Raw genomic sequence first — 18,469 nt, forward strand, 5'->3', positions numbered from 1 at the left:
ATGACGACCCTGACCGTAAACGAATGGGAGCAACGCGCCGGCCGGTTGAGCATCGAGGGCCGCGCCTTTATCGACGGGCACTACCGTGAGGCCGTGGGCGGCGCTGTGTTCGACTGCATCGGCCCCGTCGATGGACGGCAGCTGGCCCGCATCGCCAGTTGCACGGGCGAGGATGCGGATGCGGCGGTGAAGGCCGCGCGCGAAAGCTTCGAGCGCGGTGACTGGGCGCTGCGCGCGCCGGCGGAGCGCAAGCGAGTGCTGATCGGGTTCGCCGAGCTGTTGCTCGCCCATGCCGAAGAGCTGGCGCTGCTCGAAACCCTGGACATGGGCAAGCCCATCGGCGATTCGCTGAGCATCGACGTGCCGGCCGCGGCCAATGCCATTCGCTGGAGTGCCGAAGCCATCGACAAGGTCTACGGCGAGGTCGCGCCGACGCCTCATGGCCAGCTTGGCCTGATCACCCGTGAGCCGGTTGGCGTGGTGGCTGCAATCGTGCCCTGGAACTTCCCGCTGATGATGGCCTGCTGGAAACTCGGTCCGGCCCTGGCCACCGGCAATTCGGTGGTGCTCAAGCCCTCGGAAAAGTCGCCGCTAACCGCGATACGTATCGCCCAGCTGGCCTTCGATGCCGGCATTCCAGCCGGTGTCTTCAACGTTCTGCCCGGCTTTGGCCACACCGTCGGTAGCGCTCTGGCGCGGCACATGGACGTCGACACGCTGGTGTTCACCGGCTCGACCCGGGTCGCCAAACAGCTGATGATCGATGCCGGTCAGTCGAACATGAAGCGGGTTTGGCTCGAAGCGGGCGGCAAGAGCCCGAACATCGTCTTCGCCGATGCGCCGGATCTGGAGGCCGCGGCTGCGGCGGCAGCCGATGCCATCGCCTTCAACCAGGGCGAGGTGTGCATCGCCGGCTCTCGGTTGCTGGTCGAGCGCTCGATCAAGGATCGCTTCCTGCCGCTGGTGGTCGCCGCATTGCAACGCTGGCAGCCGGGCCATCCGCTGGACCCGAAGACTCGCATCGGCGCGTTGGTCGACAGCGGTCATCTGGAAACCGTCCTCGGCTTCATCCAGGCGGGGCGAGAGGAGGGCGCCGTGCTCGTCAGCGGCGGCCAGCGCGCTTTGCAGGAGACCGGCGGCAACTATGTCGAGCCGACGCTGTTCGATGGCGTGACCAATGCCATGCGCATCGCACGTGAGGAAATCTTCGGCCCGGTGTTGTCAGTGATCACCTTCGACAGCGACGAGGAAGCGGTGAACATCGCCAACGACACCCCGTACGGCCTGGCCGCCGCGGTGTGGACCGCCGATCTCTCGCGAGCCCATCGCACGGCCCGCGCGCTGCGTGCCGGCAGCGTCTGGGTCAACCAGTACGATGGCGGCGACATGACCGCGCCGTTCGGCGGCTTCAAGCAGTCGGGTAACGGTCGGGACAAGTCCTTGCATGCCTTCGACAAATACACCGAGCTGAAGGCCACCTGGATCAAGCTCTAACGAGCTATCGCGACTGGCGGCCGTCGCGCCGCTTCGTTCATTCATTCACAGTCGCGCATCGTGTCTGTTCGCCAGGCCAGCGGTATGGCCGGCGCTACGTTGAAACCGGTGCGCGTTCAATCAGATGCCGGGGGTTTCCCTATGACTCAACACGTCAACAGCTACTACGCCGCTTCACGCAACATTCGGGTGGACTATCCGCAACTCAGCGAGTCGGTGGAATGCGATGTCTGCATCGTCGGCGCCGGTTACACCGGCCTGTCGACCGCCTTGTTCCTGCTGGAGAACGGCTTCAGCGTGACCGTGCTGGAGGCCGCGAAGGTCGGTTTCGGTGCGTCGGGGCGTAACGGCGGGCAGATCGTGAACAGCTACAGCCGCGATATCGACGTCATCGAACGCCAGCTCGGTGCCACTCAGGCGCGGTTGCTCGGGGAGATGGCCTTCGAGGGCGGGCGCATCATCCGCGAACGCGTCGCCCGCTATGGCATCGACTGCGATCTGAAGGATGGCGGTGTGTTCGCCGCCATCACCGCCAAGCAAATGGGCCATCTCGAGGCGCAGAAGAAGCTCTGGGAGCGGTACGGTCATACCCAGCTGGAGTTGATGGACGAGCGCCGCATCCGGGAGGTCGTCGGCACCGACCGGTATGTCGGCGGCATGCTGGACATGAGCGGTGGCCATATCCATCCGCTCAACTTGGCGCTGGGCGAAGCGGCGGCAGTGGCCTCGCTGGGCGGCGCGATCTACGAGCAGAGCGCGGCGGTTCGTATCGACCGCGGCGCGCAGCCTGTCGTGCATACCGAACGCGGCCAGGTCAAAGCCCGCTTCGTGGTGCTGGCGGGCAACGCCTATCTCGGAGGGCTGGTACCGGAGCTGGCGTCCAAGTCCATGCCGTGCGGCACCCAGGTGATCGCCACCGAGCCATTGTCCGAGGAGCTGGCCCATAGCCTGTTGCCGCAGGACTACTGCGTCGAGGACTGCAATTATCTGCTGGACTACTTCCGCCTGAGCGGAGACAAGCGCCTGATCTACGGCGGCGGTGTCGTCTATGGCGCCCGCGACCCGGCGGACATCGAGGCGATCATCCGGCCGAAGCTGCTCAAGACCTTCCCCCAACTATGCGATGTCCGCATCGACTACACCTGGACGGGCAATTTCCTGCTGACCCTGTCGCGCCTGCCCCAGGTCGGCCGCATCGGCGACAACATTTATTACTCCCAGGGCTGCAGCGGCCACGGCGTTACCTACACCCACCTGGCCGGCAAGGTGCTGGCCGAGGCGCTGCGCGGACAAGCCGAGCGCTTCGATGCGTTTGCTGGCCTGCCGCATTACCCATTTCCCGGTGGCCAGCTGCTACGTGTGCCGTTCACGGCGCTGGGCGCCACCTACTACCAGTTGCGTGATCGCCTGGGCGTCTGAGGCGATACCCGTCGGCGTGATCCGCTGGCGGGCTTTTTGGAGGATTGTTCATGTCCCGCGTGCCCTTGATTGGCGTCACCGCCTGCCGACAGCAGCTCGGCAAATACGATTCACATACCGTCGGCGACAAGTACGTCGAGGCAGCCGCCTTTGCGGGCCTGCCGCTGGTGCTACCGGCGCGTAGCACGCCGAGCGATCCGCAACGCTTGCTCGATAGCCTCGATGGCATCCTGTTCACCGGCTCGCCATCCAATGTCGAGCCCCGCCGCTACGATGGCCCCGCGAGCCTGGCCGGCACCGCGCATGACCCTGACCGTGATGCCAATACGCTGCCGTTGCTGCGTCTGGCTATTGAGCGCGGCGTGCCGGTGTTCTGCATCTGCCGCGGTTTCCAGGAGCTCAACGTGACGCTCGGCGGCAGTCTGCACCAGCGTGTACAGGAGGTGCCGGGCTATCTCGACCACCGCGAGCCGCAGAGCGATACGTTGGCCGAGCAGTATGCGCCGCAGCATGCGGTAACGGTTCAGCCTGGCGGGGTCTTCGAGCGGATTGGCTTGCCGGCGGTGTTTCAGGTCAACTCGCTGCATAGCCAGGGCATTGACCGGTTGGCCGCGCCGCTGCGTGTCGAAGCGGTTGCGCCGGACGGCCTGGTGGAGGCCGTCTCCGTACGCGACGCTCCAGGTTTCGCCATTGGCGTGCAATGGCACCCGGAGTGGCGTATCGCGGAGAATCCCGAATCGCTGAAGCTGTTCCAGGCTTTTGCCTCGGCGTGCGAAGCCTACGCGGCGGCTCGGTAGGATCTGCGACTTTCCCGCGCGAACCGGTCTCACCCGCCCCCGAGGCCGGACGCTGTCAGTGGGGCAGGCGCCCGCGATGGCCTCGCTTCGAACTTCGGGCGCGGTTCCCATCGACGGATCGCCAGGTGAGCGCCGAGGACGCTCCTAAGCGTCGATGCCGTCGATGCCGTCGATCAGGCGCTAGCGCCTCGGGCCGTTGCGCGTCTGATCAACCATTCGACGCCACAGGCAACCAGCCAGTGGAACGTGAGCCAGACCATGAGTGAAAGCAGCCAACCGAGCAGCGTCGGTGACGGCAGCCCCCAACCGCTCGCGCCGTTGCCCTGCAAGACCGGCAAGCCGCTCTGCTGGAGCAGATAAGGAACCGCCAACGCCGTCATCCCGAAGGCCTCGAAAGGCGTCTGGCGCAGCGCCGTGGTGAAGACGGCGAGCATCAGCAGCAGCACATGCAACGCGCAGAGACCAAGCCATATCCGAACCCGGCACTGGCCGATGGTGCGGCTCAACGGCTCGCCCGCTCAGTCATATTCGGCATGCTGGGGCAGGTCATCGGTGATGTGGAACCACGGCGCCTTGCTGGCCACGAACACATGGCGCTGCGCCTCGACACCTGGATCGGTGTCGAGCGTGCCGAGTGGAAAACCGTAGACGTCCGGATTGGCGTCGAAGCGCGTGTACAGGCTGGAGCCGCAGTTCGAGCAGAAGCCTTTGTGCTCGCCTAGAGACGACTCGTAGAACTTGATCAGCTCCCGGCCGGCGATGAGCTTCCAGTCCGCCGAGCGGATCTTGGCTCGCGTTCGGAATGCCGATGCGTGCAGCTTTCGGCACATCGAACAATGGCAGTTCAGAACGTCGGTCAGGGGCCCGTCGATCTCATATCGAACGCCGCCACACAGACAGCTACCGGTTTGCGTCATCGTCTCGCCTCCTTGTGATTACCCAGCGCTTGGGTCCCCCGCATTGGTGGGCGGCGCCGAGCTCGCCCGACCCACGCGAGGGACTGCTGGATCAAACCACGCCGAACTGAATTTCGATACGGTTTTCGTGCGACTCGGGGCCGTGCCAGGCGTGGTAGACCTCGCGGCTTTCGCCGGTGAAGCTCAGGTTCGCCGCGGTGATCTGCTCGATAAGCGGCCGATACCCGCCAGTGAAAAGATCCCGCAGCACGCCGTCGTAAACTAGGCTGGCGCACGGAAAACTGCCGAGCTGCTTAACGGACAATCGCTCGCCCGTGTAGGCCTGCGCATTGCTGATCGGCAGGCAGAAATCCATGGTGTAGCGATCCGTTTCGTTCTTGGGCAGGTTGTACGAGACGAACAGCCACGGCCCGGCGATCTGCAAGCCATAGGTTTCGACAGCTTCCATCAATTCGCGCCCGTGTCGCTCGGCGTGGACGCCTACTTCAGGAATCGTCAGTTCCTGGGTGGCGAACAGGACATGCATCGGCGCTACTATCTTTCTTTGCATTGCAGTCTCCTTGAAGGGTCGACCGGCGCGTCAGGCCATCAACGCTCCGAGGCCGCCAGTTGCACCCCGAGCGCGGCGAACGTGGCGGCGAAACCGCGCCGCATCCAGGCCTGAACGCGAGGCGACTCGATCACCGCCTTGCGGAACGCATGGGCGAGCAGGCCGTACAGCACGAAGACGGCGAAGGTCATCGCCATGAACACAGCGCTGAGCGTAAGCAACTGCAGGGTAGGGGAGGCGTCGGTCGGGCTGATGAACTGGGGCAGGAAGGCGAGAAAGAAAATCGTCAGCTTGGGATTGAGGATGTTCAGCAGGAATGCCTTGCAGACGAGGCCGAGCGCGCCGTTGCCCACTGCGACCGACTGGGTGGCGAACGCCGAGCGGTCGCGCCATGTGGCGATCGCCAAGTAAAGCAAGTAGGCGACGCCCACGTACTTGAGCGTCTGGAAGGCCACGGCGCTGGTATGCATGACGGCGGCCAGGCCGAGCACCGTTGCCAGCAAATGCGGAACGATTCCCAGCGTGCAGCCCGCCGAGGCGAACAGGCTGGCGCGCCGCCCCATCGTCAGCCCGGCGGAGACCGTGAAAACGACGCCGGTACCCGGAATGAGCACGACGATCAGCGAGGTGACGAGGAATTCGAGGCTGGGCATGGCGGGTGTGTCCTCAGGAGCCTGGCGCAGTCAGGCGAGCGGCTATCGGTTGATGTTGTAGGTCAGGTCGCGGACTTCATCACCGGTCATGCCCCGGAAGCCCCATTGATAGGGCTGCTGTTCGGTAATCGTGATTTCGACGTCGACCGGCGCGAGGTGGAGCTGGCGTTCGAGCTCGCTGAACAGCATCTTGATCAGCGCTTTCTGCGTTTCGGGCTTGCGCCCCGCCATCATGTTGATTTCGATGACGGTATAAGCATCGCTTCGGCCGCCCGGATAGTAGAAGTCGGCCGTCTCCATGGGGACGAAGCGATGGGCGCGCTTGTTCTCCGGCATGCCGAGCACCGCCTGCATGCAGCCGTGAATGACGTCCGATAGCCGCGCCTTGATCGGGTCGAGCCGCTCTCTGATGCCATAGACAACGATCATTTGGATTCCTCTGGGCAGCCGGCGTCGCGCCGCGGCATAACGGATTGGCAGTTTTGCTGGAGCGACGAAGTGTAGCCAACGACCGCTTCGGTCGCTGGCTGATTTCGAAAAAACGGAGCCTTATTGGCTGCGGGTTATCCGCCACACGGTATTCGACAGGTCGTCGGCGACGATCAGCGCCCCGTCCGGATCGACCGTCACGCCGACGGGGCGGCCAAACGTCTTGCCTTCGTCCGTGCGAAAGCCGGTCACGAAATCCACCGGTTCGCCGGCCGGACGACCGTCGCTAAACGGCACGAAAACAACCTTATAGCCCACCGGTTGTTCCCGGTTCCAACTGCCATGTTCGCCAACGAAGACGCCATCGGCGAACTCGCCTCCCATGGCCGGGCTGGAGAAGGCCAGCCCGAGAGCGGCGACGTGCGAGCCGAGCGCGTAGTCCGGCTTGATGGCTGACGCGACCTGGTCCGGGTTCTGCGGGCGCACCCGGTTATCGACATTCTGCCCCCAATAGCTGTAGGGCCAGCCGTAGAAGCCCCCTTGCTGAATCGAGGTCAGGTAGTCGGGCACCAGATCGGGACCCAGTTCGTCGCGCTCGTTCGCCACCGCCCACAGCTGGCCGGTTCCCGGCTGGATCGCCAGCGCCGTGGGATTGCGCACACCCGTTGCGTAGGGCTTGTGGGCGCCGGTTTCGGCGTCTATCTGCCAGATCATCGCCCGGTCGACTTCCGCTTCCATGCCACGCTCGGTGATGTTGCTGTTCGAACCGATACCCACATAGAGGAAGCGCCCGTCAGGGCTGATCGTCAGCGACTTGGTCCAGTGGTGATTGATCTCGGCGGGAAGGTCGGTGACCTTGGTTGGCGGGCCGCTGGCCTCGGTTTGCCCCTCCTGATACTCGAAACGCACCAGGGCGTCCTGGTTCGCCACGTACAGCTTGCCCTCATGCAACGCCAGGCCGTAGGGCGCGTTGAGATTGTCGGCAAACACGGTCTGCAGCTCGTAACGGCCATCGCCATCGGCGTCACGCAGCAAGGTCAGGCGATTGCCACTTTTTACCGAGGTAGTGCCCTGTGCCTTGATATAGCCGGCGATCACATCCTTGGGCTTGAGCTTGGGTGCGTTACCGCCTTTGCCCTCGGCGACGAGGATGTCGCCATTGGGCAGCAGCAGCGTCTGGCGCGGAATCTTCAGGTCGGTCGCGATCGCCGTCACCGTAAAGCCGCTCGGCACGGTGGGCTTGCGATCGCCCCATGATGCGGGGTCGGCGATCTTCATGCTGGGCAGCAAGCCCCGCTGCGGATCGGGCAGCTTGGGCTGCGCGCCAAAGGATTGGGCATTGTCCCCCTCGCTACCACAGGCGCTCAGGAGCACGGATATCGCCAGGACGGAAAGTGCAGGTGCCTGCTTCATGCCTCACCTCCTGCACGCAGGTTGGTCATGCCTATCCAGGTCGCCGCGCAGGCCAGCAGGGTAACGATGACCGACAGCACCAGCCCCAAGGGCATGGTCGCCCAGGCATCCTTGGCATGTTCGAGCGCATTGATGAAGCCCAGCACCCAAGTGACTACCAGCAGCGCAAGGTAAACCACTGGACGCCCCTTCTTCTGATGGGCTCGGGCCAGGTTCACGAGCGCGAACAGAATCGCCAGCCCGCAGAACAGCAACCCGCCCGCAATCAACCAGGAAGAGAAATTGGTCCATTGAATTTCATAGGTCCGGAAATACGCGACATCGCTCAACAACCCGCCAAGAAACAACGGAACGGTTCCGGCCAGCAGCGTCGCGTGTACAGGGTTCGGCACATGCCGAGAAATGCTGTGCGTGGTGTGGTGGGTGCTGTGGGTGATAACGGTCACGAAGGCGTCCTCATTGCTGGACGATCCAGGCCTGCATGGCGCACACGCGCTAAGGGCCGGAATCGTTCTGACTGTGCCTTAGTGGGGATCGTGCCGCTGCCGGGTTAGTTCACATGAATCGACGGGGCGCTTGTTCGTCGCCTCCAGATCGGGGCGCGTCCGAGCTGGCGTTAATTTCAAATGCTAGCAGCTGATGTATTTTGGCGCTGCTATCGTTCAGGCCTGACAACCGGGATTAATCGTCGAAAAATGCGAGCCCGCGGCTAACGATTAGTTAAGGGGAGCATTTAACCTGCCCCCGTGAGCGGAGCGAGCGATATTGAATTACCTGTTAGGGCCCTGTGGCGCGATTAGGCAATGCTATTGGTAGGTACACGTCGGTGATCATTTCGTGCTCTGTCATGTGCGGCCCAACGTTTACATAGTGAAAGAAAACTGGAAAGTCACCAAGGTCAGGGGGCGTGCGAAGCACGTCCAACTGCAACGCAGTGTTAGGCCGATAGCCATTGGTCTAAGAGGCCGAATAGTCGTTCAAAGCGTAAAGTTCAAGGTAACCGCATTCAGAGCACCTAAACGCGCCAATAGGGATCTGCGAGGTAGAACTACGTATTGGCCCCAGCCAAAACGACTTTTCGGGTGGCCCATCATGCCAGTGTAATAATTGAACGCCCTGACCAATGTCGGGAATAAACCCCTGCTCCATGCTGCCACCGCACTTCCCACACTTGCGTTGTTTCATGTCTTTAAAATCCTTCACAGTGCCTAACGCCTAAATTAAGCCGAGCCGCGAAGCGACGTCGGCTTGAATTAATTGTTAGCCATCTTGCGACGGATGCGATCAGCCGCCTCACAAAAGCTAGAGATGGCCTTGCAGTAGTCAGCGGACCAATCATATTGATCCAAGATATGGTGGCGCAAAGCTTGAACTGCTCTCTGTATGCCAATAGACGATGCATCAGACTCAAGAGTGGAGATGAAGGATCGCAGGTTGTTGTGGGCATACCAAATGGACGAGCCATGCTCTGGCTCATCTTGGTGGGAGAGCCAGTCTTTCGCTTCTTGGGTGAGCTGCTGGATGTTTTCCATGATGGCTAACGTTTGGTTAAGGGCCGGCTTTAGCCGGTCCCGAGTGAGCGAAGCGAGCGACTTGAACCAGTTGTTAGCCGTCACTGCGCTGTTGGCATTCTCTTTCAAACAACAGGGCTGCGCTCCTATCACCGAGGTAGCGTGGAATACCGTTTATCGCCATAAAACCGGACATTTGTTGCTCGTGATGGCCGAGGATCAGTCCGCCGTAGCAATTGTGTGCATGACAACCGCTGATGTAGGTCGCGTTGTTTGTGATGAGGATATTCTCTGGGCGCACAAGCACTTCGATACCATTTCGTAAGAATCGCCCTCTTGTGACGATGACCTTATTTGGTGGCGAAAACTCCAACTCCAGCAAGATTTTGCGGTGTGCCTCCCGTATTGTAAGAGTTGTACTGACCAGTTGAATATCCCAGGGGGATGTCGAATAAAAAAGCTGGTTATTTTTGATGTGTAGTACTGGAGAGTTGAATTCGTCAAATGCGACAACATTCAACAAAAGATGCCCGTCGCCGAGAATCAAGCCGATGAGAGCAACTCCATCAATACTAATTGGAACCATGACAGTCCCGTATCCCTGGTCTTCACACGTGAAGCTATTCCCGCCAATAAAAATCTCAGCCTGATTGCCCGAAAAGTGGAGATTATATGGTTTTGATACCCCTTCACGCAGATTAAATGGATTGGCATTTGCTTTTTGCACTAGTTCTTTGGGAAGAAGTCCCCCCGTTTTTTCACGGTGGTGCTGATCGCACAAAAGTGTGATTTCATCTGCGACATGCCGATGAACTTGTGCCCATTCGCTCATGTGCTCGTATTCATAAAGCGGCATGCCGCAGATCACGCACCCAAAACCGCACCGTTGACGGACCTCTCGTTGGATTGGAAGCGGTATGTTGCGGCTAGTGCAAAGAGCTTGATCTGCCATGTTCGTTCCTTGGCGGCTAACGTTTGGTTAAGGGGCGGGCTTTAGCCCGTCCCAGTGAGCGAAGCGAACGGTTTGAACCACTAGTTAGCACTTCATACGGTGTTGTTCGCCACGGCGCTAAGCTTATGATTTTCTATCGTCCAGCGCGAAATTTCGCCTAGTTCACCAGGATAGTCTTTGAAAATATGTGCGGTTCTAGGACTAATTATTGGGCTGAATTTAGGGTATGGCTCATTAAATTTTATGAGCTCAGGTCTAAATGAATAACCCCAATTTGAAATTGCGGCCAAAGAAAGAGATATGTTTGTTTCTTTGACTAACTCCCAGACTTCTCTCTGATTTTCAATGCTTGTTCTTTCGCCAAGCGTTATTGACCTAATACAAGCTATAGGAATATTCATCACGTATATAGGAAATTTACCTGAATCAGAAACTTTCTTGCAATCATTGAGGCTTCTGACTAACCGAACCTCTGACTCATATTCCCATTGATCCGACTTCGTGCATAACTCTGAGATTGGGACGGCCTCGCCATCTGAAATGTAAGCGGAAATATCTTTTATTGGGCGCGCTGACCTGTAGTCTATTTCGATTTTTCCTTGGAAAAATTCGTGCTCGTCGTCAAATTCAATAACCGCCCCAGCATATTCATCCGCATAATGAGACCACATTAGAAGGGAGTCATTATTTTTGGATAGACAGAGTACTCCGATTGAGTTGTTTAGCGATGAAACAATATTTCTTGAATTAACATCGCTGCATTGGTCGGATTTGAATTCTGGATTCAGTTCGCCAATTGGAGGAGATCTTCTCTGACCCGTGACATCAAAACTAATTTGCAATTCTTTTGCGAGAAAATCGGTAGGAATATGCAATTCAGGAAGCATTTCGAATGGGTCATTAAATGCACCTGGCTGGGTGAACCGAATGCTCCCGCCAATCACCTTTTTCAATGTATCTATAGTCAAATATTTATACAGGCTCATGACTATCCTTTGAGGTGCTAACGTTTGGTTAAGGGGCCGGCTTTAGCCGGTCCCAGCGAACGAAGTGAGCGACTTGAACCGCTTGTTAGGCAGCGGGGCAAAGCGGGCTTCGTCGATGAATACCCCACAGTGGCCGAACCTGAAAAAACCATCAAGCCCGAAATAGGTGACAGGTTCACACCCGTGCACGGTGCTTGTGCGCCAGCCTGGGCGAAGTTCGAGCGCGAGCCGGCACGGACAACACGGCGCACTTTCGTGCTGCGCAAAACATTCAGATTAATTATTGAAGCACCGGAAGCTAAACCAACTTTCATACTGTGCAAATGCCAGAAAAAGAAATGACGCCTAACTATGATTAGACACCAAATGGTGTATAAGACGCCCAACGGGACTGGTGAATAACGTTCCTTGCATTGCTTACGCTCCTTGTCTAGGCTGGGCGTTCCAAGAGGATGATGACTGTATAAGGGAGTTATACACCATGGATGGAAAGCCGCGATTACTCGATCTGGTTCGTGAACAGATCAGATTGAAACACTACTCGATCAGAACTGAGCGTGTCTATTGCGAGTGGATCAAGCGCTACGTGCGGTTTCACAATTATCGTCACCCTTCAGAAATGGGCGCAGCGGAGGTGGAGGCGTTCCTTTCTGATCTTGCCGTTCGGCGCGATGTTTCTGCTTCTACGCAAAATCAGGCTCTTGCCGCACTGTTGTTTCTTTATAAGCAGGTGCTTAAACAGGATTTGCCCTGGCTTGGGGAAGTTGTGCGTGCCAAGAAACCTTCGCGTCTGCCTGTGGTGCTGTCCATACAAGAGGTGCAGCAGGTGCTCGGACACCTTGAAGGTGAGGTCGGTCTCGTCACGCGGCTTTTATATGGGGCCGGGCTTCGTTTGATGGAGGCCTTGCGGCTGCGAGTCAAGGATGTCGATTTTTCACGTAACGAGTTGCTTATCCGTGACGGTAAGGGCCAGAAGGATCGTGTCACGGTTTTGCCCGTCAGTGTCATTGAGCCGCTGCGGCGTCACCTTGCTCGGGTGCGGGTACTCCATCAACAGGCATTGGCCGATGGCGGGGGAGATGTCTACCTACCGGACGCCCTGGCCCGCAAGTACCCCAAGGCGCCTTGGGAATGGGCTTGGCAATACGTGTTCCCGGCAGCGGGTCTCTCCGTGGATCCGCGCAGCGGGGCTGTGCGGCGTCATCATCTCGATGAAAAACGCGTGCAGCGGGCTTTCAAGCGTGCCGTGAAAGCATCGGGACTAGCCAAGTTGGCGACACCGCATACGTTGCGCCACAGTTTTGCCACGCATTTGCTGGAGAGCGGGCAGGACATTCGGACGGTGCAAGAACTGCTCGGGCACGCGGACGTCAAGACCACGATGATCTATACACACGTGCTCAATCGGGGCGGCCTTGCGGTATTGAGCCCATTGGACCGGCTCTAGGCGGCCACGTCGGTCGTATCGGCTGCGCCCGTTGAGCTCAGTGCGGCACATGCAGAACAGAGCGCATCGCTAAACCACACGTCTGGTGCTGCCTGATCAGATAGGGTGGGAGAGGTGTTCTGACGCGGCAGGCTCGGGAAGCAGTCGAGCGGCTTCCCGAGCCTGGCCGACGCACTGTTACAGCTCGATGGAGATACCGGCCTGCAGGGTGCGCGGGGCACCCGGATAGGCCCAGATGTTGCCCCAGGCGCGTTCGTCGTATTCCTCGTCGAATACGTTGTCGAGGTTGAGGTTGAGGCGAACGCGGTCGGTCAGCGGATAGTAGGCAAGCAGGTCGACCACGGTATAGGCGCCCATGTCGAACGCGGTATTGGAGGTGCTGCCCTTGCGCGAACTCACATACTTCACGCCTACACCGAGGCCTAGTCCGTCGAGGGCGCCGTTGTCGAACTCGTAGGTGTCCAGCAGGTTGAAGCTGTGTTCCGGTACGTTGGCCAGACGGCTGCCCACCGGCATGCTGGCGCTGTTGCTTTCGGTCACCTCGGCGTCGACGTAGGCATAGCCACCGATCACGCGCCATTGCGGGGTGATGTTGCCGGCCACGCTGAGATCGAAGCCGCGGCTGCGCACTTCGCCCGCGGCGATCTGGAAGTTGCTGTCCAGCGGATCGGCCGTCAGCACGTTTTCCTTGGTGATATGGAACAGTGCCGCCGTCACGCTCAGGTTGTGCTCGGGCAGTTCGTACTTGACGCCGGTTTCGTAGGCGATGCCTTCTTCCGGATCGAATGCTTGGCTGCTGCGGTCGGCGCCGCGATTGGGCTTGAACGAGCGGGAGGCGTTGGCATAGACGGCCAGCGCGTCAGTCAGGTCGTAGATCGCACCGATGCGCGGCGACACGGCGTTATGCGCCTGGTCCCAGCTACCGGTGGGCGACAGCTTGTTGGTGTACTCCTGCTCGAAGCGTTCCAGGCGCGCACCGAGCTGAAGGGTGAAACGCTCTGTCAGCTCGACCTGATCCTGCAGAAACAGGGCATAGGATTGCAGGTCTTCATCATCGAACGTGGTGGTGCGCGTGATGGGCGGCAGCGGCTGGCCGTAGACCGGTTCGTAGATATCTATCGGGAAGGCGTTGGTGCCACCCGCGGAACGATCGATACGCGAGTTGTAGTTGAAGTCGTCGTACTCGACGCCGGTCAGCAGGGTATGGGCGAAGCCCAGCGCGTTGAAGCGCCCTTCGAGGTTGGCCTGGATGGCCGTGTCGTTCCATTCCAGCCGGCGTTCGCTGTAGTTGCGCCCTACGGTGCGGCCGTCAGCGGCCAGGCCGTTGTTCTCCACCGCTCCGCCTTCCAGCGAGCCGTCGAGGTATTGCACACCCCCACGCAGGGTCCATTGGTCATTCAGCAGATGCTCGATACGCAGCTGGGTCGTGGCGTTGTCATTGGCGAATTTGCCGGCGCTTTCTTCACCGAGGAAGCGGTCCCGCGGTAACTGGCCTTGCTGGTTGGCGTAGCGCGTCACGCCCCGGTCGAGCGGGTGACGGTTGTGCAGGTAGTCGCCTTCGAAGCTGATGGCGGTCGCGGCGCTGAGGTCCCAGCGCAGCACTGGCGCGACGTTGTAGCGCTCGCTCTCGACGTGGTCGCGAAAGCTGTCGGCGCCTTCGGCTACCAGGTTCAGGCGATAGGTGAAATCGGCCTGCTCGTCCAGCGCGCCGGTGGTATCCAGCGTGCCGCGGCGCAGCCCTTCGGTATTGAACTGGGTACCCAGCACGGTGCGGCGTTCGGCCTGAGGTTGTTTGCTGACGATATTGAAGGTGCCGCCCGGGTCGCCGCGGCCATACAGCATCGAGGCCGGGCCGCGCAGCACTTCGATGCGCTCCATGGTGGCGGCGTCCGGCATGTTGGGATAGCCGCGGTTGACGGCGAAACCGTTGCGGTAGAACTCCTGGGAGCTGAAGCCGCGCACCAGGAATTCGGTCAGCCCTTGGCCACCAAAGTTGTTGCCCCGCTCGACGCCGCCAGCGTAATCCAGCGCGTCTTCGAGCCGCGTTGCGCCGATATCCTGTGCCACCTGCGCGGGGACTACGGTGATCGACTGCGGGATTTCATGGATGGGTGTGTCGGTCCGTGTCGCACTGGCCGAGCGGGTGGCGCGATAGCCATCTACCGGGCCGTCGGCGCGCTCGGCTTGTGAAGCGGTGATTTCCATTTGGCCGAGGGCGATGGGCTCGCTGGATGAAGCGGGCTGTTCTGCGGCCTGGGCCGTGCAGGCAAGCGCCTGGAGCGACAGGACAGGGACGATGAAGCGGCGCATGGGGTCGTTCTCTATAAGGCGTCGAGCGGAAGTGCGCGAATGCTATATATGTTGATAATTATTATCAACAATGCCGCCGACGCCACCTTTGCGGTGCCTGACTCGGATGTGCTTGAGGCTCTGACTGACGATCGGCCGTGGCGAGTCGCGTTAGGCCGCATGCTTGCTGGCGCGGCGATGCGCTGCGAACCAACTGGGCTGAGCCGGCGGTTGAGCAGGGCGGGGCGATGGCGATAAATCGCTCGCCTGGTGACGGTGGCGTCCCGCTGCGGGAGAGCGATTAATCAGCCGCCTTGTACCTCTGCGCTACCGCGGGGTGGGATCTCTTGATTGCGGCGCCGCTAGCGTTCAACGACTGCGGTCGGAGCCTTCGCGCGAGCGCGTGGATTCGCTGGCATCGGGCGTATCGGTCGTCTTTTGTGGCGCAGGTTCGGCGGCGGGCTCGCTGGAAGGCGCCATCGTCGGCGTACCGATGCTTTTGTCGGCGGCGCGGCAGGTCAGCTCCGCGAAGGGCTTGTCCGGTGAATAGTCACCTGGCACCCGCTCGACCCGCTGGCTGTTGGAGGTCACGGTGAATACCGGTGGCGCCGACGCATCCGCTCGAGCCTCATCCGGCACGTGAAATTCGCAGGTCACGGTCTCTTCGCTTTTGTTCATCACCCGAACCGCGCGAATCCCCACCAGCTCGACACCGGCTTCCGGGGTAGAGGTTGGCACGCCCATGGCACTGACTTCTACGTCGAGCCCGTTCAGGTGCGTGATGACCTCGGGCTTCGGTGTCTGAGCGAAGGCCATTGGCACGCAAAAGGCGACGCCGCAGGCAATGAGGAGTGGCTTGGTCATGGGTACCTCCGCAAGTTGTGTCTGCTTAGAAGGGTTCGATGGGAGAGGGTTCGGTCCTGGCGAACGTGATTGGTTGCATAACGTGTTCGCGGCGGCCGATGACGGGGTATGACCGACACCGGTCGAATCGCTGCTGATCGACGTCTATCGCGAGGCCTGGAGGTTGCGCACGTACAGCGCCTTGCCGCCGGTCGAGGTCGTTCCTCGGCTGTCCAGTTCGAACCGTTTCGGTTGCGACTTGATCAGGTCGCTGAGCTTCTTGAAGCCGTAGAGCCGCGGGTCGAATGCCGGGCGCAGCTTGCTGATGCTCGAGCCCAGCAGGCCAAGCTGGACCCAGTCGTCATCCTCGTCGGCGATGTCGCTCAGGACCTTGGCAATGAAGTCCACCGGCACCTTCTGCGCCTTGACCTGGGCGCTTCGCTCAGCGGGGCGGGCGTCGTCCTCGGTCTTCTCCGTTGGTGTGGGTGCGGACGCCTTCTCGCCGTTGCTCGGCGGCTCCTGGGAGGTCTTGGGTGCATCGGCGCGGAGAATCTCGGTGTAGATGAACTTGTCGCAGGCGGAGACGAACGGCGAGGGTGTCTTCTGTTCGCCGAAGCCGTAGACGTTCAGGCCTTCCTCGCGCAGGCGGGCGGCCAGACGGGTGAAGTCGCTGTCGCTGGAGACCAGGCAGAAGCCGTCGAACCGCCGGGTATAGAGCAGATCCATGGCGTCGATGATCAGTGAGCTGTCGGTGGCGTTCTTGCCCGAGGTGTAGGCGAACTGTTGGATGGGTTGGATCGAGTAGTCCAGCAGGACCTTCTTCCAGCCACCCAGATTGGGTTTGGTCCAGTCGCCGTAGATGCGTTTGACGCTGGCAACGCCGTATTTGGCGATTTCCTCGAACAGCCCCTCGACGATGGCGGCAGGTGCGTTGTCGGCATCGATGAGGACGGCGAGGTGGATCTGCTGACGAGTATTGCTGGGTTTGGCGGCCATGATTCGTCCCTGGATGAATGTCGCCCGACCATAACGCCTGCGCCGCCGTGCGGCCAGCGGCAGCGCAGGCGAGGCGCCTTGACTGTGTTCAGTTCGGCAGGTCGGGCGACTGGCTCGGCTCATGCAGCGGGCAGCCGTTGTGGCGTGCGCGATACGCCGCTGACATCTCGTACGCCGGCTTGCGTGAACGCATGATGCCGCCGAGTGGGCGGTGCGCCGCGAGACCATGCCAGGGGCTGAAGGACATCTGATCATCCACCACCGCCGAGCGGGCATCGCTCCAGGCTGTCTGCGGCTGCACCTCGATCCGAGCAACAGCCACGTAAGGGCTGTCTTCTTCCGGCCAGACCACGCTGGCGTCTTCGATGGGCATCTTCTCGATGTCCGTGGCCAGCTGAACGCGCAGCTCCCAAGTGCCGCCGTGCTGCGCGAAGTGGTCGCTGATCGCCTCGCGCAAGCCGTTCGGCCTGTTCTTCAGATCGACGTGCTGGTCCGTCAAGGCTTTCAGCTCCGGGGACACCGGGACCAGCGAAAGCTTGGCGAAATAAGGTCCGTAGAGCACGGGAACCACGCTGTAGTAGGTCTCCCCGAGCAGGTTCGTGGTGGGATGACCACCCATGCCTTTGAGCATCGCGCTTTCGCCTCCGGCTTTTTCAACCAGACTCTCGGCACCGCGCAGAGCGGCAGACAGCGCCTGCTTGGCGCGGGGCGCGCGGTCGGTGGTCTTGGCGATCAGCTTCACAGACTTGAGGAAGTCCTTGGGCGTCGGAGCCATGAACGCCGGCGCGTTGACCATGACGAAATCCTGGGTGACCTGGCCGTCGCTATTGGGCAGTCGCTCGCCCTCGACACCGATGAGCTTGATCGCCAGCCCGCGCGGGGTTGAAACCTTGTCGTCGAGAATGTCGCCCGGATTGGTCGAGTAGCGCATCAGCACCGGTTTCTTGCCTGACTGTGCAAAAGCACCCTGGGCCAGTGCCGGCGGCAGGCCATGCAGGATCTCGATTTCGCCTTGCAGCAGGCCGTGGCTCTTGGCATGCACGCTGCGGATCGCGTGGCCACCGTCGGCGTATGTCGTCTCGGCGATCTCGCGCATGGCCTGGATCAGACCTTCAATGCTCTCGGCTTCGTCGTCAGGCACTTGCTCGTATGCGGGGTGGAAGGGAAGGGGCGTGATGCTGAGGCGTTCGGTCATGGGCTCGGCTCCGGCAGTAAAGGCGGCGCGGTGTACCGCGCGGTCTGCTGTCGACAGTCGGAACCGGCAATGGTTGTGTCCGAAACCGGGCAGTCACCGCCCGCTACAGTGGCCTCACGCCAAAACCGCGCGCCATCAGCGTCGCCAGCAGCGGTAGCAGCAGCAGCGCAAGCAGCTCGATGCGAATCACGCCTTTGACCCAGCGCGCCGCGGTTGGTGTGATGAGCGGAACCTGGCCGGCCTTGAGCGCAGGGCGCCAGCGCAAGAAGGTCACCGTGGGGAAGATCGACAGCAACGCAACCGCCACGAACAGCCCGATCTTGGCGTGAAAGAAGCTGTTGTTGAGGTAGTAGTCCAGCCCTTTGCCGTAGCGCATCGCGCGTGCCGCGCCGGTGATCAGCACCAGGCCAGCGGCGATGCCGAAGGCCAGGTCGACGCGGAACAGGCTGCGGGCGCGCTTGAAATTCAATGGCAGGCGGAACAGTTGGTGCTCGAGCACCAGCAGGGCGAAGAGCAGGAAGATCGCCACGAAGTGCAGGTAAGCGGCGATGGCATAGGCCATTGTTCAGATTCCTTTG

Annotated in this window: 19 protein-coding genes and 1 pseudogene; 5 read left to right on the forward strand and 15 right to left on the reverse strand. The window is 60.7% G+C overall.

What is annotated here, in order from left to right; translation table 11 throughout:
• The 3 genes from KCX70_RS04315 (at nucleotide 1) to KCX70_RS04325 (ending at nucleotide 3,710) form a co-directional block, all read left to right on the forward strand.
• Nucleotides 1–1,494 carry an aldehyde dehydrogenase gene (locus tag KCX70_RS04315; protein WP_212619397.1) on the forward strand — a complete coding sequence of 498 codons (1,494 nt, stop codon included), beginning with the start codon at nucleotides 1–3 and terminating at the stop codon, nucleotides 1,492–1,494.
• Between the two features lie 141 nt (nucleotides 1,495–1,635).
• Entirely contained in the window at nucleotides 1,636–2,913 is a 1,278-nt protein-coding gene (locus tag KCX70_RS04320) for an NAD(P)/FAD-dependent oxidoreductase (RefSeq protein WP_212619398.1), read from the forward strand.
• A gap of 50 nt (nucleotides 2,914–2,963) precedes the next feature.
• Nucleotides 2,964–3,710, forward strand: a complete 747-nt coding sequence (locus tag KCX70_RS04325) for a gamma-glutamyl-gamma-aminobutyrate hydrolase family protein (protein WP_212619399.1) — start codon at nucleotides 2,964–2,966, stop codon at nucleotides 3,708–3,710.
• A gap of 173 nt (nucleotides 3,711–3,883) precedes the next feature.
• On the opposite strand, the gene KCX70_RS04330 is transcribed toward KCX70_RS04325, so the two are convergent.
• The 10 genes from KCX70_RS04330 to KCX70_RS04375 all read right to left on the reverse strand — a co-directional run bounded on the left by KCX70_RS04330 (nucleotide 3,884) and on the right by KCX70_RS04375 (nucleotide 11,121).
• Nucleotides 3,884–4,216: a hypothetical protein gene (locus KCX70_RS04330; protein ID WP_212619400.1), complete on the reverse strand. Its 333-nt coding sequence runs from the start codon at nucleotides 4,214–4,216 to the stop codon at nucleotides 3,884–3,886.
• Between the two features lie 12 nt (nucleotides 4,217–4,228).
• Entirely contained in the window at nucleotides 4,229–4,627 is a 399-nt protein-coding gene (locus tag KCX70_RS04335; RefSeq protein WP_212619401.1) for a GFA family protein, read from the reverse strand.
• Between the two features lie 91 nt (nucleotides 4,628–4,718).
• Complete coding sequence (locus KCX70_RS04340) at nucleotides 4,719–5,177, reverse strand: hypothetical protein (RefSeq protein ID WP_212619402.1); 459 nt, start codon at nucleotides 5,175–5,177, stop codon at nucleotides 4,719–4,721.
• Between the two features lie 38 nt (nucleotides 5,178–5,215).
• Nucleotides 5,216–5,830 carry a LysE family translocator gene (locus KCX70_RS04345; protein WP_212619403.1) on the reverse strand — a complete coding sequence of 205 codons (615 nt, stop codon included), beginning with the start codon at nucleotides 5,828–5,830 and terminating at the stop codon, nucleotides 5,216–5,218.
• Nucleotides 5,831–5,872: 42 nt separating this feature from the next.
• Entirely contained in the window at nucleotides 5,873–6,259 is a 387-nt protein-coding gene (locus KCX70_RS04350) for a tautomerase family protein (RefSeq protein WP_212619404.1), read from the reverse strand.
• A 120-nt stretch (nucleotides 6,260–6,379) separates the two neighbouring features.
• Nucleotides 6,380–7,672 (reverse strand): PQQ-dependent sugar dehydrogenase, encoded by a 1,293-nt coding sequence (locus tag KCX70_RS04355; RefSeq protein WP_212619405.1) that lies wholly within the window; start codon nucleotides 7,670–7,672, stop codon nucleotides 6,380–6,382.
• Nucleotides 7,669–8,118: a DUF2231 domain-containing protein gene (locus KCX70_RS04360; protein WP_031311109.1), complete on the reverse strand. Its 450-nt coding sequence runs from the start codon at nucleotides 8,116–8,118 to the stop codon at nucleotides 7,669–7,671. Before KCX70_RS04360 ends, KCX70_RS04355 begins: the two co-directional genes overlap by 4 nt.
• Nucleotides 8,119–8,925: 807 nt before the next feature.
• A complete protein-coding gene (locus KCX70_RS04365; RefSeq protein ID WP_212619406.1) occupies nucleotides 8,926–9,204 on the reverse strand; it encodes a hypothetical protein in 279 nt (92 codons plus the stop codon).
• Between the two features lie 73 nt (nucleotides 9,205–9,277).
• Nucleotides 9,278–10,135: a cell division protein gene (locus KCX70_RS04370; RefSeq protein WP_212619407.1), complete on the reverse strand. Its 858-nt coding sequence runs from the start codon at nucleotides 10,133–10,135 to the stop codon at nucleotides 9,278–9,280.
• Between the two features lie 92 nt (nucleotides 10,136–10,227).
• Complete coding sequence (locus KCX70_RS04375; protein WP_212619408.1) at nucleotides 10,228–11,121, reverse strand: DUF2971 domain-containing protein; 894 nt, start codon at nucleotides 11,119–11,121, stop codon at nucleotides 10,228–10,230.
• A 129-nt stretch (nucleotides 11,122–11,250) separates the two neighbouring features.
• On the opposite strand from KCX70_RS04375, the gene KCX70_RS04380 reads away from it, so the two are divergent.
• Both KCX70_RS04380 and KCX70_RS04385 read left to right on the forward strand, forming a co-directional pair.
• The gene (locus KCX70_RS04380; protein ID WP_212619409.1) at nucleotides 11,251–11,463 is read left to right on the forward strand and encodes a hypothetical protein; all 213 of its coding nucleotides are present in this window, start codon (nucleotides 11,251–11,253) and stop codon (nucleotides 11,461–11,463) included.
• A 139-nt stretch (nucleotides 11,464–11,602) separates the two neighbouring features.
• A complete protein-coding gene (locus KCX70_RS04385) occupies nucleotides 11,603–12,568 on the forward strand; it encodes an integron integrase (RefSeq protein ID WP_212619410.1) in 966 nt (321 codons plus the stop codon).
• Between the two features lie 177 nt (nucleotides 12,569–12,745).
• On the opposite strand, the gene KCX70_RS04390 is transcribed toward KCX70_RS04385, so the two are convergent.
• The 5 genes and pseudogenes from KCX70_RS04390 to KCX70_RS04410 form a co-directional block, all read right to left on the reverse strand.
• Complete coding sequence (locus KCX70_RS04390; protein ID WP_212619411.1) at nucleotides 12,746–14,878, reverse strand: TonB-dependent siderophore receptor; 2,133 nt, start codon at nucleotides 14,876–14,878, stop codon at nucleotides 12,746–12,748.
• Nucleotides 14,879–15,352: 474 nt separating this feature from the next.
• Nucleotides 15,353–15,721 (reverse strand): annotated as a pseudogene (locus KCX70_RS04395) (hypothetical protein); the annotation flags it as partial.
• Between the two features lie 144 nt (nucleotides 15,722–15,865).
• Complete coding sequence (locus KCX70_RS04400) at nucleotides 15,866–16,696, reverse strand: NYN domain-containing protein (protein WP_021208776.1); 831 nt, start codon at nucleotides 16,694–16,696, stop codon at nucleotides 15,866–15,868.
• An 88-nt stretch (nucleotides 16,697–16,784) separates the two neighbouring features.
• Nucleotides 16,785–17,891, reverse strand: a complete 1,107-nt coding sequence (locus KCX70_RS04405) for a catalase family protein (protein ID WP_212619413.1) — start codon at nucleotides 17,889–17,891, stop codon at nucleotides 16,785–16,787.
• 103 nt (nucleotides 17,892–17,994) lie between these two features.
• Nucleotides 17,995–18,453, reverse strand: a complete 459-nt coding sequence (locus KCX70_RS04410) for a DUF2214 family protein (RefSeq protein ID WP_021208774.1) — start codon at nucleotides 18,451–18,453, stop codon at nucleotides 17,995–17,997.
• Nucleotides 18,454–18,469: the final 16 nt, after the last annotated feature.

It is taken from the genome of Stutzerimonas stutzeri, assembly GCF_018138085.1.
GTDB classification, from domain to species: domain Bacteria; phylum Pseudomonadota; class Gammaproteobacteria; order Pseudomonadales; family Pseudomonadaceae; genus Stutzerimonas; species Stutzerimonas stutzeri_AI.

What these genes read in the sequence shown, in the direction of transcription:
- KCX70_RS04370 (WP_212619407.1), bottom strand. Translation starts at nt 10,135, where the DNA reads ATGGCAGATCAAGCTCTTTGCACTAGCCGCAACATACCGCTTCCAATC.
- KCX70_RS04315 (WP_212619397.1), top strand. Translation starts at nt 1, where the DNA reads ATGACGACCCTGACCGTAAACGAATGGGAGCAACGCGCCGGCCGGTTG.
- KCX70_RS04335 (WP_212619401.1), bottom strand. Translation starts at nt 4,627, where the DNA reads ATGACGCAAACCGGTAGCTGTCTGTGTGGCGGCGTTCGATATGAGATC.
- KCX70_RS04325 (WP_212619399.1), top strand. Translation starts at nt 2,964, where the DNA reads ATGTCCCGCGTGCCCTTGATTGGCGTCACCGCCTGCCGACAGCAGCTC.
- KCX70_RS04410 (WP_021208774.1), bottom strand. Translation starts at nt 18,453, where the DNA reads ATGGCCTATGCCATCGCCGCTTACCTGCACTTCGTGGCGATCTTCCTG.
- KCX70_RS04390 (WP_212619411.1), bottom strand. Translation starts at nt 14,878, where the DNA reads ATGCGCCGCTTCATCGTCCCTGTCCTGTCGCTCCAGGCGCTTGCCTGC.
- KCX70_RS04350 (WP_212619404.1), bottom strand. Translation starts at nt 6,259, where the DNA reads ATGATCGTTGTCTATGGCATCAGAGAGCGGCTCGACCCGATCAAGGCG.
- KCX70_RS04365 (WP_212619406.1), bottom strand. Translation starts at nt 9,204, where the DNA reads ATGGAAAACATCCAGCAGCTCACCCAAGAAGCGAAAGACTGGCTCTCC.
- KCX70_RS04340 (WP_212619402.1), bottom strand. Translation starts at nt 5,177, where the DNA reads ATGCAAAGAAAGATAGTAGCGCCGATGCATGTCCTGTTCGCCACCCAG.
- KCX70_RS04375 (WP_212619408.1), bottom strand. Translation starts at nt 11,121, where the DNA reads ATGAGCCTGTATAAATATTTGACTATAGATACATTGAAAAAGGTGATT.
- KCX70_RS04400 (WP_021208776.1), bottom strand. Translation starts at nt 16,696, where the DNA reads ATGGCCGCCAAACCCAGCAATACTCGTCAGCAGATCCACCTCGCCGTC.
- KCX70_RS04355 (WP_212619405.1), bottom strand. Translation starts at nt 7,672, where the DNA reads ATGAAGCAGGCACCTGCACTTTCCGTCCTGGCGATATCCGTGCTCCTG.
- KCX70_RS04385 (WP_212619410.1), top strand. Translation starts at nt 11,603, where the DNA reads ATGGATGGAAAGCCGCGATTACTCGATCTGGTTCGTGAACAGATCAGA.
- KCX70_RS04345 (WP_212619403.1), bottom strand. Translation starts at nt 5,830, where the DNA reads ATGCCCAGCCTCGAATTCCTCGTCACCTCGCTGATCGTCGTGCTCATT.
- KCX70_RS04405 (WP_212619413.1), bottom strand. Translation starts at nt 17,891, where the DNA reads ATGACCGAACGCCTCAGCATCACGCCCCTTCCCTTCCACCCCGCATAC.
- KCX70_RS04320 (WP_212619398.1), top strand. Translation starts at nt 1,636, where the DNA reads ATGACTCAACACGTCAACAGCTACTACGCCGCTTCACGCAACATTCGG.